Here is a 16,412-nt window from a genome sequence, read left to right as displayed (position 1 = left end):
CCGGTAACTTGCTATCAAATGCATCTTTCGAAGGTGAAACATGCACGAGACGCATTCCCGGCTGGACCTGAACCTCCTGGTGTCCCTCGACGTCCTGCTCCAGGAGCAGAGCGTCGGGGCCGCCGCCGCGCGACTCCACCTGTCCGAGCCCGCCATGAGCCGTACGCTCGCGCGCATCCGTAAGGCGCTCGGCGACCCGGTGCTGGTGCGCTCGGGCCGGGCGATGGTGCCGACGCCGCGGGCCCTGGCCATTCACGCCGAGGTGCACGAGCTCGTCGAACGCGCGAACTCGGTGTTCACCGAGCGGGCACTCGACCTCGCGGCACTGGACCGCACGTTCACCTTCCAGGCGGACGACTCGATCACCGCGGTCGCGGCGGCCACCCTGCTCGGCCGGATGCGCGCGGAGGCGCCGGGCGTCTCGATCCGCTCGCTTCCCGAGGGTGCCGCCGACTCGGGCGCGCTGCGCGAGGGCCGGATCGACCTGGAGATCGGCGCGATCGCCGACCGGCCGCCGGACGTCGTCGTGGAACCCCTGCTGGACGACCTCGGCGTCGGCGTCGTACGGGCCGGGCATCCGCTGCTCGACGGGGAGATCACGCCCGAGCGGTTCGCCGCCGCGGAACACCTGACCACCTCACGGCGGGGCCGCCTGGAGGGCCCGATCGACACGGCGCTGGCCGCGTACGGGCTGCGGCGCCGGGTGGTCGCGTCGGCGCCGTCCTTCTCCTCGGCCCTGCTCATCCTGCTGACGACCGACCTGGTGGGCCGGGCGGGCCGGCGGCTGCACGCGCCGCTCATCGACCGGCTGGGGCTCGCCGTCTTCGACTTCCCGATCGAGGTGCCGCCCGTGGCGCTCGCGATGGCCTGGCACCACCGCTATGAGACCGACGCCGCCCACGCCTGGCTGCGAGGCTGCGTCCGTGAGGTCTTCACCGCCCTGTGACGGGTCCGCGAGCCCACCGGCGCACTCCGCTCAACAGGCATGTGGAGGGCAGATAACAGCCTGTTTCTGTACTCTTCCGGACATGCGCGTCAAGATCGGTTGCCTGTCGGTCGTCGCGGAGCGCGGCGCGTGTGCGGGTCCGCGGACGGCGGGATGACGCCGGGGTTCGGCGTCGTCCCGGGCGCCTGGGGGCGGGCGGGGAACGGCTTCCAGCAGGCCGCGTACGACCTCGCCTACTCCGCCGGCGGCCTGGACGCGTTCTACCGGGCCATGAACGCCCAGCCCTTCGGGAGCGACGAGCTGGGGAAGGCGCTGTTCAAGGGTGATGAAGCGTCGGGGGCGCCGGGATTCGTCGGGCAGCGCGACGGGCTGGTGCGGGACCTGGCCTGGACGGTGAACCTTCTGCGCCGGATGGGAGCCGGCCTGGCCGCCTCGGGCGAGGTGTACGTCGAGGCCGACGGCACGGTGGCCGACCAGCTCGGCGGCCGGCCTGCGGGGCAGGCCGGAATCCCGCCGGCGGCCGAACCGGAGGTGTACGTCCTGCCCACTGTCTCCGGCGGGCTGCCCTCGACGGTGGCGGCTCCGCCGGCCTGGCGCCAGGCCCTGTGGATCCTCGAGGCGGTGGGCGCCGGGTCCGAGTGGCCGGACGGTCACGTCGGCCAGGTGGGGGAGTTGCGCGACGCTGCGCGGGCGCTCGAGCAGGTGGTCCGCGGCGTGATCGGCCTGGTGGCCGGCCACTCGGCACACGTGACCGGCAGCGGGTACGGGACGGCCACGGACGCGTTCGGGTCCACCGCCCGGCTCGTCCACGGCGAGGCGGGGCTGCTGGCCGACCTGGCCGGTCGCTGCGGAGGCCTGGCGGACTACTGCGGGCACGCCATCGACGCGATCAGACGATCGCAGGCGCAGTGCCTGGCCTCGGCCGTGTTCGTCGTGATGCTGATGAGATGCAGCGCTCTGCTCGGCGGGTGGACCGAGGCGGCGGTGCTGCCGCTCATCCGGCTGGACGGCCGGGCACTGCAGATCGTCCTGCGGGCGATCAGGGAGGCGGTGCTGGGGATGACGTTCTCCGGCGGTCTCGCCGGGATCGGTCAGGCGTTCCGCGGGGACTTCGACGCGGCTGAGCTGTGGGCGGCGTTGTGGCAGGGCGCGCTGGCCGGCGGCATGATCGGTACGACGAACGCCGGGCTCCCCGGCCTGGCGCGGCACGCTCCCTCCGTCGCCGGTCTGCTCCGGGCGATGGAGTCGCCGGGCGGGAAGGGGATGATGGCCCGCTTCGCCGTCGGCGGGACCGTGGGAACCGCGGCGATGGCGACGACCGGGTGGGCGAGCGGGCACGGCTGGGATTGGAAGCATGCCGCGGAGACCGGCTTCGGCATGGCCTTCGTCGGCCTCGGCGCCGAGTCGGGCCACGCCGCGAAGGGGTTCGTGCACGACTTCCTCGACGCCCGGCGCGGCGGCGAAGGCGCACGGCCCGTAGGCGGGGACGCCTTTCCTCCGGCCGGCGCCGCGCACGACTCGGCTCTGGGCGCGGAGAACACCCGGACGGCTCACGCCGTGCCCGCCTCCGCCGATGTCGCACAGACGTCTTCGCCCCGGTCCGGTGGGGACCATGTCGTGTCCGGGCCGGTCGCCCTGGACACCGCCCACACCGTCGCCGGGCACGGCGTACGGACCGCGACGGACACCTCTCTCGCGGGACCGCCGGGGCTCGACCGGACCGCGACGGACACCTCCTTCGCCGGGCCGCCGGGGCTCGACCGGGCGGCGGGCGGGCACACGGGAACCGCTCCGGCTTCGCAGGGCGCGCACGCCACGTCCGGTTCAGGTGTGCCCGGAGGCCTCGACGCGCTGCTGAACGTCCGTACCGACCCTGCCCCCGCCTCCGAAGGCGGTCGCCCCGAGGGCACCTCCGTCGCCGCGATCCTGGGTTCGGAGCGTCCGTCCCGCGCCGCGCCCCCGGTCGTGGCCCCCGGCTCCGGGGAGCCTCGCCCGGACCCTCGGGTGACGCCTCAGACCGCCCTCGCGGATCAGGTCTGGCACGGATCGCCCCTGCCGGACGGTGGAACGCACGCTCCGGCGCCGAGGCAGGAGGGTGGCTTCACTCCGTGGCGGCGTCTTCGCCGTCTCTTCGCCGGACCGACGGTGCCGGAGGCCGGGCCGGGCTCGACGGGCGGCGAAGACGCCGGTTCTCAGCACCCCGGCCCAGGCGCACGGCACCTGTACATCAGGAGCGGGTACGAACTGGTCGAGCTGCGTGGTCGGTACGCGAACCGGATCGACCCGGCCGACGCCCTGTCGCACCATCAGTGGGTGCGGCTCAAGGAGTCCGCGACGGCTCACGACGTCGTCAGCGATCTCGTCCGGAGCTCGGACCTGCGGGTACGGCGGATGACCCTGACGGAGCACGGCGGCGCCGAGCGGGACGTCACGGAGTTCACGCTCGAAGTGAACTACCGGGCCGAGAGTCCCGGGCTGGCCCGGACGGTGATGGAGAACGCGGTGGAGGCGGTGGACCGGTATTACAATTACCAGCACATTCTCCCCGACCATTCGCAACTTCATGTCGAGCTGAAGTTCAACGAGGTCGTCGGCGAGCCGACGAGAGACTTCGTGCAGTTCAAGGGCGACCGGAATCACGGCCTGGTCGAGCGAGCCCACGCGGATCTCTGGTTCGCCGATATGGCGCCGAGTGTCTACGCCCACGAGGTCGGGCATCATCTGGGATTCCCCGATGAGTACATCGAGCCCGGCGTCCCTCGGCGCGGTTCGCTCACCGCGCCCGGCGTCAGGAGCGACGCCACGCTCATGGCGGTGGACCGGCAGTTCATGCCAGGAGGGGACGTACTCCGGGACTCGCGGGGGTCGGAGGTATCGGCGGTCGCCTCGGTGCTCGACCGTCACATCGAACACCTCCACGAGCGCGCGAAAGGGGCGGGGCACGGGGACCGTGCCACGGGCCACGGCACAAAAGGATCTGACGATGGCGTCGCGCGGCCCAGAATATGGCGACGTGCCTATCATGAGGCCGGTCTGCGGCTCTCTCCGGATTTGAGCCAGCTGCTCAGGGACTTTCCCGCCGGAGACCGGCCGATCCCTGATCATGCCGTTCTGCTCGACCATATGCGTGAGCTGTTCGGCTTCGAGCCGCTGACCTCTGGTCATCTCCGGTACACGATCGAACTCTTCGAGGCCACCCGGCAGATCTACGGGACATCTCTTCACTTCAAGTTCCTGCAGGGCGAGATGCCGCGCCTCCATGAACTCGCGGATGCGTTCGGCATGGGGTTCCGCGATGCCGCACCGAACGTAGGTGTATTTCGCGAAAAGGCGCGAGAAGTCCTTGGATATCGGCCCGACGATCCGGTCGGCGCCGCGGAGATGGACGCCTTGGCGCGGCTGGTCGAGCTGGACTCCCTCCCTCCCGCCTACTCGGCCGTATGGAACACGAGGAGGGACTCGCCGGTGCACGGCGCGGCCGCCGACCTTTTGATGGCGCCGGAGGGAGAGGCGACGACCAGGGAGGCGGTGCGGATCATCGCGGACGCCGCCGCGACGGACGCGCGTATCGTGAGGCCACACCCGGTCACGTCGTTCGGGCACGGGTTCAGGGAGGCCGCGGGCTTCTTCGTCGAACGGGGCCTGGCGCCTCGCCTCTACCAGCCGCTGGGCTCGAGATCCGACCCGAACTGGACGGTGTCGGCGCTTCGCGTCGTGCGGGACCTCGATGGCAGAACGGTGGTCCAGACTCTCTCGAATCGGGACGACTGGCCGGCGATGTCCGATGATTTCATTCTGGGCGGTGGGCACAGAGCTCTCAGCAGCCCCAGTTCCGGTGAGGCCGAACTCCAGGGGCTGGCCGGAGAGAGGATCGCGGACCAGCTGTCCCAGGCCGGATTCGAGCGAGTCCCGGGTGACCACTCTGGCGGTCGGCTCTGGAAGTACGGCGGCGGCCCGGTCGACGTGGTCGTGCGGCTCGACGGGGAACGAGTCGCCGGAATCTACGCCGCCGACGATCTGGACGCCCTCTCGCCCGTCATCGCGAATTCCCGGTTCGCTCACCCGCTCTTCGCCTCGGATGGAGAGGTCGGCCTCCGGTTCTACAATGACTGGCTCTCCTACACCGTCGGGCATGGTCACGACCCGATCAGCGACGCTCTGATCACCGGTGACGTCCGGCCGGGCGACCTGGGCCTCGATGAGGTGGCATTCCGCCAGGAGGACAACGGATTCGTGGTCGGCGGCGACAATGACATGGAGACCGTACAAGGGCTCGACGAGATCAATGACAGGCCGCTGGCACAGATCGAGAACCATCTGCGGACGGGACACTTCGACGAACCGCCGCCGTGGGCGACAGCTGAAGATCATCGAAGGCGGCTCCGCGACGACGATGGTCTCGTGGATGTCCTCACCCGGGACAACGGCAGGGTCTACGCGCTGGGGATGACCCATCGCGATCTCGCACTTCCACTCCGGACCATCGTGAAGCTCTACGACATCGGCGTCCTGAAGAGCGATGAAACCCATGAGGTGCCGATCGGCGGACGACTCTTCGAGGTGCGAGGCGAGCTCGGGCCGCGGAGAGAGTCGTCATTCGACGATGGGCTCCGCGACAGATTTCGCTTCACCGTCACCGACGTCGCCACCGGCCAGAGCCTCCGGGCGTCCAGCCTGACCGGCGAGATGATCGCGCGGTACGGCTTCTACGGCGGCCCCGGAACCCCGCTGCGCGTCGCGCCCGACGACATCACCCGCGTGTTCGGCGACGCCGTGGAGGCGCTGCGCGGCGAGTGACCGGCCGCCGGCGCGCCGAAGCCCACGCCCAGGACCACCCGGTCCGGGTACGCCTCGGCCAGAGTGCCGCGCGTCTCAGCGTGGGTCGGGCTGCGACTTGCGGCGGGCGAACGTCGCCGTACGAAGGCCCGGGGCCAGCCGGGCGAGGTCGGCCTCCGGCCACCTCTGGCGCAGTGAGCGCACCAGCGCGATGATCATCCCTCGGCCGCCGATGCCGGGCGTGGTCTTGCCGGAGTTGCGGGCCCACAGGTCGTTCACGACGTCGAGGTAGGCCTCCGACGGCGGGACGCGGTTCGCCGCCTCGCGCAACAGGTCGACGGTGGTCGCGACCGGCAGCGTACGGGCGTCGTCGCGCAGCCGCAGCAGCACCTGCGTCTCCAGGCGGGGGAAGGCCGGCAGCGCCTCCAGGCACGGGCCGTAGCGCTGCGCGCGTTCCCACGCGGGCGTGTCCTTGCTGTAGTCCAGCAGCGCCAGGAGGTACGCGGGCAGCGCCGCGTCGTCGTCGCCCTGGCGCCAGCGCACCTGGTCGCCCATGCTCCGGTAGTACGGAACCGTCTGGAGCAGCAGCATTCCCATCCGCCAGTTGGGCAGGAACGCCATCTTCCTGATCGAGATCCCGAGGTCCGTGCCGGCCGGCGCGCTGAGGTCGAACGCGTCGGGGTCGTGCGAGAGGAGCACGTCGTAGTCGGTCGTCTCGGGCCGTGAGCCCGGCGGTGAGATGAGGAAGGTGTCCAGCAGCCGCGCCGGCGAGCCGTCCTCGCGGGCCAGCGTCACGTCGACGTTGCCGCTGTCGCGGATCGCCCGCGCGCGCAGGGTGTTGACCAGGCCGTTCCACTCCGAGGCGGTGAGCTGCGCCTCCCACAGCCGGCTGTGCTCGATCCAGCGCTGGACGGCGGCACCCGTGCCGGGGAACATCGCGCGTACGCCGATGCCGCCCTCCGACGCCAGGACGAGCAGCACCGTGAGGTTGGCGGAGTAGGCCGCGAGCCGGCGGGTGAGCGTATGGCGGACGGGCTCGTACGCCGCGTACGACCGGCTCGGATGGGGGTACAGCGCGCCGTCGAGGATCTCCAGCAGCAGTTCGCGGTACCGCCCGCGCGCCGCCTCGGGCAGCCCGCGGAAGATCGCCGCGAGGAAGTCCACGACCGGCGCGCGCTCGGCCACGCACGCGAACGACAGGATCGCGTGGAGGAACCCGTCGTCCAGCCGCGCCGCCGTCGACCGATTGCGGACCAGGTCCTGTACCGCCACGAGGTCGCCCAGCGTCCGGTTGGTGAGCCAGGCGACCAGGAACTCCCCGAACGTCGTGTGCAGGAACTCATAGGTACGGGTCCGGTGCCCGCGCGCGTGCGCCTCGGAGCGGTGGATGAAGAAGAACCGGCCGATGGCGCGCTGGCCCAGGCTGAGCAGCGCCTCGTCGTCCGCGTCGGCCGACGGATCGGGCCGCAGCAGCGCCAGGTCGCGGTCGAGCTCGCCGTCGCCGACGCTCTGGCGGCCACGGGCGAACATGGCGAGCGCGACGACCGCCAGCCGGTCGAGCTCGGCCTCGGCGAGCTTGTGCTGGGCGCTCAGCGGCAGCGACTGGTTGCCCGGGGTCTTGCGGATCTCCCGGAGCGCGAAGTCCATCAGCAGCGCCTCGTACAGCTCGGCCTGCCCGAGGCTGGCGTCGCCGGTCAGCAGCGCGTTGTCGGTGGCGTCGAAGATCGCGAGCATGAGCAACAGCAGGGGCTGGCGGGCCAGCTCCCGGTGCGACAGCGCGGCCTCGGCGGTCAGCGGGCGCAGCCCGCGGCTCTTCAAGATGTCGGAGTTGTGGAGTTTCCAGACTTCCAGCCACTGCCGTACCTGCTCGTCGGAGAACGGCTGGAGCTGCAGCGCGATGCAGCCCGCCGGATAGCGCACCCGGTCGGCCACGACCGTACGGCTCGTCACGATCACGACGACGGGACGGCCGAGCGCGAGCTGACGGCGCTGGAAGTCGCGTACCTGCTCCAGGTAGTCGTAGCGGTTGACGCCCGCGGCCTGCAGCAGCTCGTCGAAGCCGTCGAGCATCACGACGGGCAGCGCGCCGGAGGCCGCGTCGAGCAGGTCGTGAAAGGAGACCCGCTCGCCCGCCTGGCGGAAGATCGCCTGTTCGATCTGCTCCTGGATCAGGGATTCGGCCTCCACGTCGCGCAACTCGACCCGGATCGGCAGGAAGTCCTGCTCCGGGAGGCGCGCGGCGAGGACCTCGGTGAGCTTGGACTTGCCGGAACCGGGCTCGCCGAGCACGACCAGCGGCGCCTGCACGGCGCGTGGCAGCGTGAGGAACCCGGCCAGGAACGTCTCGACGTACGGGACCGGCTCGTGCGGGGCCCACCAGTCCAGCCCGGCCGGCGTGTCGCCGGGAAGCACCTCGGCCGCCTTGCAGCGCGGGCTGACGTACGCCTCACCGAGCGCCGGCAGCACGACCCACTCCGGCGCGTGCCCGGTCGCGACGACCGGGTCGGCGAGGGCGGCGCGGTAGGTGCGGATCAGGTGGCTGCGCGGCCGGTCGCCGACCCGCTGCCCGGCCATCTCGCCCAGCAGCCGGCCCACCTCGGCCAGCCCGGAGCTCAGCCCCGCCGCCTCGGTGAAGCTGGCCCAGACCTCGAACTCGCGGTTGTCGGTGGCGAGCCGCCGGAACGCGTCGTCGTACGCGCTCAGCGCCTGCGGCGGCATCTTTCGGACCAGGTCCAGCACGCGGGTGCGCTCGCGCCCGGCGAGCGACTCCCAGGCGGGAGCGGCGCGGATGAGCGTCGTCAGGCGCCGCGACATGAGGTCGTAGACGGCCTCGATCGCCTCGCGGGTGCGAGCGTAGGGCACGTGCGGCTCGGGCAGCGGGAGACGGTCGCTGAGCAGGCCGTCGATCAGGTCGACATAGCCCTTCGGCGGGCTGCCGCCGTGCGTGAGCTTCTCACCGGCGCTGGAGGCGAGCCGCTCCGGCACGAGCGGCAGGTCCGTACGGTCGATGGTCTCGAAGTAGGACGAGACGACGAGCACGGCGTGCGCGGCGGCGAGCCGCTGTGTCCGGTCGTACCGGGACAACCCGCTGCGGCGCTCGGAGACGCGGCGTACGGACTCGTGCCCGAACCTGACCACCTCGTCCTTGAGGTCGAAGAGGTTCATCGGCGCCGAGGAGTCGGCCCCCATGGTCCAGGCGGTCGCGGCCCACGTCGCCAGTCCCGCCGACATCACGCCGTCGAGGAGGCCGACGAGCCGGCTCTGCCGATCGCCAAGGATCTTCAGTGCGTCGACATAGGTCAACGACTCGGACACATCGGCTCCACGGGGCGCTACGGGGAAGTTCCGGCCGGATCCATCATCGCCCATTCGCCCGTCCGCCGGACAAACGCGAGACGCCCGGTCACTCGACGAGAGCGGGCCGGTCCGGATGGTCGACGCGGACGACCAGGTCGGCCACCCGTTCCTCCTCGTACCGGGCGTACGCCGGAAGCGTCCAGCGCTCCTCCGCGGCGGTCTTGCGGGCCAGCGCGGGCGGCGACAGCCACAGGTGGACCGACAGGTCGAACGGGAGCCCGCGGCCGAGCAGCAGCGTGCCGTCCAGCAGCAGGACGCCGCCCGGCGGCAACGTCACGTACGGCGTACGGGCGGCGCGGTCGGCCGTACTGTCCCACAGGGCGGGCAGGACGCGGCCCGAGCCGCCGGGCCCGAGCGGGCCGAGCACCTCGCGTACGAGGCCCCCGGCGTCCAGCCACTCGTCGTAGAACACGTCCGGGTCCGTATGGCCGTGTTCGAGGCGCAGGGACGCGGGACGCAGGAAGTCACCGGCCGAGACGCGTACGACCTCGCGGCCCCGCAGCCGCAGCGGGCCGGCCAGCGCGTCCGCGAGATCGTCCGGGCGGGCGGCCGGCGCGCCGTCCACGGCGACCCGCGGCCGGGACGCGGGGTCGGCCGCCGCGATCCGGTCGGCGATCTCCTCGACCAGCAGGGGAGGGGAGATCGGCCGTATACGCATTCCGACATCTTGGCCGATGCGAATACACGCCACCACCGTCGACGTGGAACTCCCGCCCGGCCGCCTTCCGACCCCCTGGGGACCACGGCCGTCCTGGACGTCGCCGGCCGAGCACACCCGTCGCCGGAGAGGGGCGCATCGACCACCGCTCGTACCTGGTCCGAGTGTCAGTGGCACGGAACTCGCCATCAAGAGCACCCTCGTAGGGTCTACCACCGTGCTCGGCTTCGGCCTCCGGCCGTGACGCCTCCCAGGTGACACGTCGGCGATCCATCCAGGCATCCTCGAAGCACCCCCGGGCTGGTCCTCTGACGTCCCGGATCAAAAACGAATGCCGGGGTCCGAGCGGTACCCGGCGTGATGGAGATAATCATGGACATTACGACGGAATCGGCCGGACTTGCGTTCACCGACGCCGCGACGTACGCGGACAGGGAGCAGCTTCATCGAGGACTTGCTCTGCTGCGGAAGGAATCCCCCGTCCACTGGGTCGACGCCCCGGGATTCCGCCCGTTCTGGGCGCTCACCCGGCACTCCGACATCATGGATGTAGAGCGTGATCATCAGCGGTTCGTCAACGAACCGCGGCCGATCCTCGGGCCCAAGGTCGTGGAGGAGGAGATAGCGCGGATGGCGGCGGCGGGCGCCGGAGTGCGATCCCTGGTGCACGTCGACGGGGAGGAGCACCGGTCGCTCCGCGCCATCGGGGCCGGCTGGTTCCGCCCGCGCGCCATGCGCCACATGGAGGAGCAGATCAGGGAACTGGCGCGGCGTTACGTCGGCCGCATGGCCGACCTGGGCGGCGAGTGCGACTTCGTCGAGGAGATCAGCCTGAACTTCCCGCTCTACGTGATCATGCACCTGCTCGGTGTACCGGAGAGCGACTTCCCGATCATGCTCATGCTGACCCAGCAGGTGTTCGGCAACGCCGACCAGGACAAGTCGCGGGACGCCGCCAGCCCGGAAAGCATCGTCGCCGCCTTCCAGGAGATCTTCGGCTACTTCGCGAAGCTGACCGCGGACCGGCGCTCGAACCCCACGGACGACCTGGCCTCCGCCGTCGCCAATGCCCGGGTGGACGGTGAATACCTGAGTGAACAGCACACGCTGTCCTACTACCTCATCCTCGCCACCGCCGGTCACGACACCACCAGCGCCGCCCTTGCCGGTGGAGTGCAGGCGCTGGCGGACCACCCCGCCGAACTGCAGCGGCTCAAGGCCGACCCGGCCCTCATGCCGACCGCGGTCGACGAGATCATTCGGTGGGTCACTCCCGTGACCTCGTTCATGCGTACCGCGGTCGAGGACTGCACCATCCGCGAGGTCGGCATCAGGGAAGGCGACGGCCTCCTGCTGTCCTATCCGTCCGCCAACCGTGACGAGGACGTATTCGCCGAGCCGTTCCGTTTCGATGTCGGCCGCACACCCAACAAACATCTCTCCTTCGGGTTCGGAGTCCACTACTGCCTGGGTGCGGCGTTGGCAAAGATGGAAATCGGGATCTTCCTGAGCGAACTGCTGCCCCGCCTGGCCGGCCTGGAAGTGGCCGGTGAACCCGTGCTCACGCAGACGCACTTCGTCGGCGGCCTGAAGAGACTGCCCATCCGGTACGAGTTGAGCCGCTGACACAAGCCCGGCGATCCATCTCGGGTGGGTACACCCTCTATTCAGGGAGCGGGTGGGTACACCCTCTGTATAGGGAGTCTGTCTCTGCCGGCGGCCGTGAGGAGCGAGACGATGGCGATCCAGCTGAACCACACGATCGTCGCGGCTCGCGACCGGGCGGCCGCCGCGGAGTTCGTGGCAGGAATGCTGGGGTTGAAGGTCGGAGCGCCCTTCGGCCCCTTCCTGCCGGTCGAGACCGCGAACGGCGTCACGCTCGACTTCATGGACGCCGGCTCGAAACCGATCGCACCGCAGCACTACGCGTTCCTGGTGTCGGAAGAGGAGTTCGACGCGATCTTCGCCCGGATCAAGGAGGCCGGCATCCCGTACTACGCGGACCCGGCCCACCAGGAGGCGGGCGAGATCAACCACCTCGACGGCGGCCGCGGCACGTACTTCGACGACCCGAACGGTCACCGGCTGGAGATCATCACTCGCCCGTACGGCAGCGGCGGCTGAGCTTCTACAAGGCCTGACGGCGTTTGCGGGTCAGTTCCTGGCCGACGGCGAACAGCAGCCAGCTGAAGGCCGTCGCGTCGTCGATGATGCCGAACGGCAGCAGGAAGTCGGGGATGATGTCGATCGGCGAGACGATGTAGATCACCGCGACGACCATCGCGAAGATCTTTCCTTTGCTCGTACGGTAGGCGCGCTCCTGCACGCCCCCCACGACCCGGCCCGCGACGACCCGGCCGCCCACGACGCGGCGGCGGCCACGGCCGAGGCGGATGAGGCCGACGATGAGGATGATGGCGGCGACGACCATCGTGATCACGCCGAGTGCGGTGACGCTCACGCCCCCGACGTGGCCGTGGACGGCGAACGTCAGGATCGCGCCGACAAAGAGCGCGAGAACGCCGGGCAGGACCATCGCATCCTCCGTGATGCTCGGGGTTACCCGCCGAGTATGTCCGGCTGAACCCATTTCATTCGCATTGACGCGCCCCCGGCTTCCCCTCGGATGCCGCCGCGAGAGAGGCTGGGCGCGGTTACTTCCTGGTGAGAACGGAGCCGACATGACTTTGGACCTGCTATCGATCCGCGCGGCCTATCCCGCGCTGCGCGACGGCCACGCCTATCTCGACGGCGCCGCGGGTACGCAGGTTCCCGAGTCCGTGATCGAGGCGATCTCGGCCGCCTACCGCGTCGGGATCGGCAACGAGGGGGGCGCCTTCCCGGCCAGCGACCGCTCCGGCGCCATCGTCGCCGCCGCCCGGCAGGCCATCGCCGACCTCGTCGGCGGCGACCCGCGCGGCGTCGTGCTCGGCCCGAACATGACCACGCTGACCTACCGCTTCGCGTACGCCCTGTCCCGTACGTGGGGACCCGGCGACGAGATCGTGGTCTCCCGCCTGGACCACGACGCGAACGTACGCCCGTGGGTGCAGGCCGCCGAGCGGGCCGGGGCCACGGTGCGGTGGGCCGAGGTCGACCTGCCCGCGGGCGAGCTGCCGGCCGAGCAGTACGACACCCTGCTGAGCGACCGTACGCGGCTCGTCGCGGTGACCGCCGCCAGCAACGTCCTCGGCACGATGCCCGACGTCGCGGCGATCACCAAGCGGGCCCACGACGCCGGGGCGCTCGCCTACGTCGACGGCGTGCACGCCACGCCGCACAGCCCGATCGACCTGGCCGAGCTCGGCGCCGACTTCTACGCGACCAGCGCGTACAAGTGGTCCGGGCCGCACATCGGCACGGTCGTCGCCGCGCCCGATCTCCTGGAGACGATCCACCCCGACAAGCTGGCCTCCGCGCCGGCGGAGGTGCCCGAGCGCTTCGAGACCGGCACCCCGCCCTTCGCCGACCTCGCCGGCGTGACCGCCGCCGTCGACCACCTGGCCGGCCTGGACCCGGCCGCGACCGGCGACCGGCGGCGGCGCGTACTGGCCTCGATGGCGGCGGTCGAGGCGCACGAGCAGGCCGAGCTGGCCCACCTGCTCGACGGCCTGGCCGCGCTGCCCGGCGTACGGCTGCTCGGCGCCCCGCGGCGCCGTACGGCCACGGCGTACTTCACCGTCGACGGGCACACGCCGCGTGCGGTCGCCGAGCACCTCGCCGCCCGCGGGGTGAACGTCTGGAACGGGCACAACTACGCCTGGGAGCTCACCGCCGCACTGGGGATCCGCGACCATGGCGGTGCCGTACGGGCCGGGCTCGTGCACTACAACGACCGGTCCGACGTGGAACGCCTGCTGGCCGCGGTATCAGAATTGGGCTGAGGACACCCATTCCCGACCGTGAGGACACCGATGACCTACACCGTCGATCCCGACACCCTGGAGCGCGCCCGCGCGCTGCTCGCCGGCCACCCCGTGGTGGACGGGCACAACGACCTTCCGTGGGCGCTGCGGGAGCTGGCCGGGTACGACCTCGACCGGTGCGACATCGCCGACGACCAGACCGGCCGCCTGCACACCGACCTCGCCCGCCTGCGCGCGGGCGGCGTCGGCGCGCAGTTCTGGTCCGTCTACGTGCCCTCCGAGCTGCAGGGCGACCGGGCGGTCAGCGCGACGCTCGAACAGATCGACTGCGTACGCGCGCTGGCCGCCCGCTATCCGGGCGAGCTGCGCCTCGCCGGGACCGCCGACGACATGGAGGCGGCCTGGGCGGACGGCCGGATCGCCTCGCTGATGGGCGCCGAGGGCGGCCACTCGATCGCCTGCTCGCTCGCCACGCTGCGCGGCCTGTACGAGCTCGGCGTCCGCTACATGACCCTCACCCACAACGACAACACGCCGTGGGCGGACTCGGCCACCGACGACCCGGTCGCCCACGGCCTCACCCGCTTCGGTGAGGAGGTCGTACGGGAGATGAACCGGCTCGGCATGCTCGTCGACCTGTCACACGTCTCCCCGGACACGATGCGGGACGCCATCCGGGTGAGCCGCGCCCCGGTGATCTTCTCCCACTCGTCCTCGCGCGCCGTCTGCGACCACCCGCGCAACATCCCGGATGACGTGCTGGCGTCGCTGCCGGGCAACGGCGGCCTGGCCATGGTGACGTTCGTGCCGAAGTTCGTGCTGCAGGAGGCGGTGGAGTGGACCCACCGTGTGGATGAGCACACGCGCGCGCAGGGCCTCAACCCGCTCGACGGCGGCCCGGAGGCGGAAGAGGTGCGGAAGGCGTACGAGGAGGCCAATCCGCGCCCGGTGGCGACGCCCGCGACCGTCGCCGACCACCTCGACCACATGCGCTCGGTGGCCGGGATCGACCACCTCGGCATCGGCGGCGACTTCGACGGCACGCCCTTCACGCCGGACGGCCTCTCCGACGTCTCCGGCTACCCGAATCTCATCGCCGAACTCCTCGGCCGCGGCTGGAGCGAGGCGGACCTGGCCAAGCTGACGTGGGGCAACGCCGTACGCGTGCTGCGGGCCGCCGAGGAGACGGGGCGCTCGCTGTCACGTACGGAGAGGCCGTCGGTGGCGACGATCGAGGCTCTGGACGGTGGAACCGCGTAGGCGGTTTCGGCGTCTCATTAAATATGTTGCCCTTCTGTCGAGGGTGCTTAAGATAGAGGCAAGACATCAGGGGAGAAGGAGGCGGACCGGTGAATACCGAACGATGGCTTACGTCGCAGCGATATGAGCTGCATTCCGTCCTCCTTATGGGGGCCTCTGGTTAGGGCTGTACGCCTGGTCGGGAGGCCGCTCTGAGGACATCGTCCCGGAGCGGCCTTTCTTGTGGGCGAGCCAACGGGTAGGCGGCCGGTTTCCAAGTCCGGCGAAAAGTGGGTTCGACTCCTACCGCCCATGCTTCCCTTTTCGGGGCGCGTGCTTTTTGACAACTCCACAGTGGAAGACGTTTGTTTTCGCGCGGCGCTTTTTGCGTCGCGCCCTGCCTCTGTAGCTCAGTGGAGAGAGCGCCCGCTTGCGGAGCGGGAGGCCCCAGGTTCGAGTCCTGGCGGAGGTGCGCATTCCCTGGTCGTCCAACCGGCAGGACACGCGGCTCTGGACCGCACGATCGAGGTTCGAATCCTTGCCAGGGAGCTGCGCCGCCGCACACGGCTTGGTGACCATCGCAGATGGGTGGCCCGGGTCGGCACCGGGTGGCGGCTCTTCACGCGCTCGTGGCCCAATCGGCAGAGGCACCGGCCCGAGGAGCCGGAGGTGCGGGTTCGAGTCCCGCCGAGCGTACTTTTCTCGCCGCTCTGGCCCAACTGGCAGAGGCGTCCGGTTCAGGACCGGGAGGTTCAGGGTTCGAATCCCTGGGGCGGCACGGTGTTGGAAGGTTGGCGGAACCGGTATCGCGCCCGTTTCGAAAACGGAGGCCAGGGTCACACCTGCGAGGGTTCGAATCCCTCACCTTCCGCCACGTCGGTTTTTGTAAGGCCCCTTCGACCACGGGTTAGGTCACGAGGCCCTCAACCTCGAGAAGCGGGTTCAAGTCCCGCAGGGGCTACGTACGCGAAGCGCAGTAGGGGAGCTCGGCCGTCCCCGTCAGTTTCATACGCTGAAGATCGTGGGTTCGAATCCCACCTGCGCCACTTGTTCCCGTGTGGTCCGACACCACTCCTTCCGGTGTGATCCAAGGCAGGATGCGCGGTTGTTACCCGCGTCATGCTGGTTCGAGCCCAGCCGCCGGAGCCGTCGCCCTCGTAGCTCAGTGGACAGAGTGCCTGCGTCCGAAGCAGGTGGTCGCCGGTTCGACTCCGGCCGGGGGTGCGTCACGACCGGTAGCTCATCGGCAGAGCGGTGCCCTTACAAGGCGCGCGTGGCAGGTTCGACTCCTGCTCGGTCGACCGCGTCCCTGGACAGGGACGTCATGGTGTTCATGGTGTAACGGCAGCACACCGGGTCGTGGTCCCGGCGGTGGTGGGTTCGAATCCCCCTGATCACCCTCTTGCATGGGCCTGGTCACTGGTGAGACCAAGCGGCTGTAAACCGCCCGCTTCGCGCTGTGCAGGTTCGACTCCTGCCCCATGCACGTACCGGGCCTCCATGGCTCAATCGGAGAGAGCACCCGGCTTCGAACCGGGACGAGTGCGGGTTCGAATCCTGCTGGAGGTGC

At 70.5% G+C, this 16,412-nt stretch carries 9 protein-coding genes and 14 tRNA genes; 20 read left to right on the top strand and 3 right to left on the bottom strand.

Going from position 1 to position 16,412, the window contains the following annotated elements; all coding sequences use genetic code 11:
- Positions 1–40: 40 nt before the first annotated feature.
- Positions 41–946 carry a LysR family transcriptional regulator gene (locus QWU11_RS03055; RefSeq protein WP_290103433.1) on the top strand — a complete coding sequence of 302 codons (906 nt, stop codon included), beginning with the start codon at positions 41–43 and terminating at the stop codon, positions 944–946.
- Positions 947–1,075: 129 nt separating this feature from the next.
- A complete protein-coding gene (locus QWU11_RS03050) occupies positions 1,076–5,743 on the top strand; it encodes a hypothetical protein (RefSeq protein WP_290103432.1) in 4,668 nt (1,555 codons plus the stop codon).
- Between the two features lie 75 nt (positions 5,744–5,818).
- Here QWU11_RS03050 and QWU11_RS03045 read toward each other — a convergent pair whose 3' ends face one another.
- Together QWU11_RS03045 and QWU11_RS03040 are read right to left on the bottom strand one after the other, a co-directional pair.
- On the bottom strand, positions 5,819–9,037 hold the full coding sequence (locus tag QWU11_RS03045) for a hypothetical protein (RefSeq protein ID WP_290103431.1): 3,219 nt from the start codon (positions 9,035–9,037) through the stop codon (positions 5,819–5,821).
- Between the two features lie 88 nt (positions 9,038–9,125).
- A complete protein-coding gene (locus QWU11_RS03040; RefSeq protein WP_290103430.1) occupies positions 9,126–9,737 on the bottom strand; it encodes a uridine kinase in 612 nt (203 codons plus the stop codon).
- 372 nt (positions 9,738–10,109) lie between these two features.
- Here QWU11_RS03040 and QWU11_RS03035 point away from each other — a divergent pair, with 372 nt between their 5' ends.
- Both QWU11_RS03035 and QWU11_RS03030 read left to right on the top strand, forming a co-directional pair.
- Entirely contained in the window at positions 10,110–11,363 is a 1,254-nt protein-coding gene (locus QWU11_RS03035; protein ID WP_290103429.1) for a cytochrome P450, read from the top strand.
- Between the two features lie 111 nt (positions 11,364–11,474).
- Entirely contained in the window at positions 11,475–11,861 is a 387-nt protein-coding gene (locus QWU11_RS03030; protein ID WP_290103428.1) for a VOC family protein, read from the top strand.
- 4 nt (positions 11,862–11,865) lie between these two features.
- On the opposite strand, the gene QWU11_RS03025 is transcribed toward QWU11_RS03030, so the two are convergent.
- The gene (locus QWU11_RS03025) at positions 11,866–12,273 is read right to left on the bottom strand and encodes a DUF1232 domain-containing protein (protein WP_290103427.1); all 408 of its coding nucleotides are present in this window, start codon (positions 12,271–12,273) and stop codon (positions 11,866–11,868) included.
- Between the two features lie 145 nt (positions 12,274–12,418).
- On the opposite strand from QWU11_RS03025, the gene QWU11_RS03020 reads away from it, so the two are divergent.
- The 16 genes from QWU11_RS03020 (at position 12,419) to QWU11_RS02945 (ending at position 16,411) form a co-directional block, all read left to right on the top strand.
- Entirely contained in the window at positions 12,419–13,621 is a 1,203-nt protein-coding gene (locus QWU11_RS03020) for a cysteine desulfurase-like protein (protein WP_290103426.1), read from the top strand.
- A gap of 30 nt (positions 13,622–13,651) precedes the next feature.
- A complete protein-coding gene (locus QWU11_RS03015; protein WP_290103425.1) occupies positions 13,652–14,863 on the top strand; it encodes a dipeptidase in 1,212 nt (403 codons plus the stop codon).
- 222 nt (positions 14,864–15,085) lie between these two features.
- Positions 15,086–15,157, top strand: a tRNA-Gly gene (locus QWU11_RS03010).
- An 84-nt stretch (positions 15,158–15,241) separates the two neighbouring features.
- Positions 15,242–15,314 (top strand) — tRNA-Arg (locus QWU11_RS03005).
- Between the two features lie 5 nt (positions 15,315–15,319).
- Positions 15,320–15,391 (top strand) — tRNA-Gln (locus QWU11_RS03000).
- Between the two features lie 74 nt (positions 15,392–15,465).
- Positions 15,466–15,538: transfer RNA gene (locus tag QWU11_RS02995), tRNA-Leu, on the top strand.
- A gap of 8 nt (positions 15,539–15,546) precedes the next feature.
- Positions 15,547–15,620 (top strand) — tRNA-Leu (locus QWU11_RS02990).
- Between the two features lie 7 nt (positions 15,621–15,627).
- Positions 15,628–15,716 (top strand) — tRNA-Ser (locus tag QWU11_RS02985).
- A 15-nt stretch (positions 15,717–15,731) separates the two neighbouring features.
- Positions 15,732–15,803, top strand: a tRNA-Glu gene (locus QWU11_RS02980).
- Between the two features lie 9 nt (positions 15,804–15,812).
- Positions 15,813–15,888: transfer RNA gene (locus QWU11_RS02975), tRNA-Met, on the top strand.
- Positions 15,889–15,918: 30 nt separating this feature from the next.
- Positions 15,919–15,988, top strand: a tRNA-Asn gene (locus QWU11_RS02970).
- 5 nt (positions 15,989–15,993) lie between these two features.
- Positions 15,994–16,066, top strand: a tRNA-Arg gene (locus QWU11_RS02965).
- A gap of 5 nt (positions 16,067–16,071) precedes the next feature.
- A tRNA-Val gene (locus tag QWU11_RS02960) sits at positions 16,072–16,143 on the top strand.
- 25 nt (positions 16,144–16,168) lie between these two features.
- Positions 16,169–16,242, top strand: a tRNA-His gene (locus QWU11_RS02955).
- 4 nt (positions 16,243–16,246) lie between these two features.
- Positions 16,247–16,328 (top strand) — tRNA-Tyr (locus QWU11_RS02950).
- A gap of 8 nt (positions 16,329–16,336) precedes the next feature.
- A tRNA-Arg gene (locus QWU11_RS02945) sits at positions 16,337–16,411 on the top strand.
- Position 16,412: the final 1 nt, after the last annotated feature.

Source organism: Actinomadura sp. DC4 (assembly GCF_030406325.1).
GTDB lineage: Bacteria > Actinomycetota > Actinomycetes > Streptosporangiales > Streptosporangiaceae > Actinoallomurus.
This window is presented reverse-complemented; position numbering and strand designations above follow the sequence as displayed.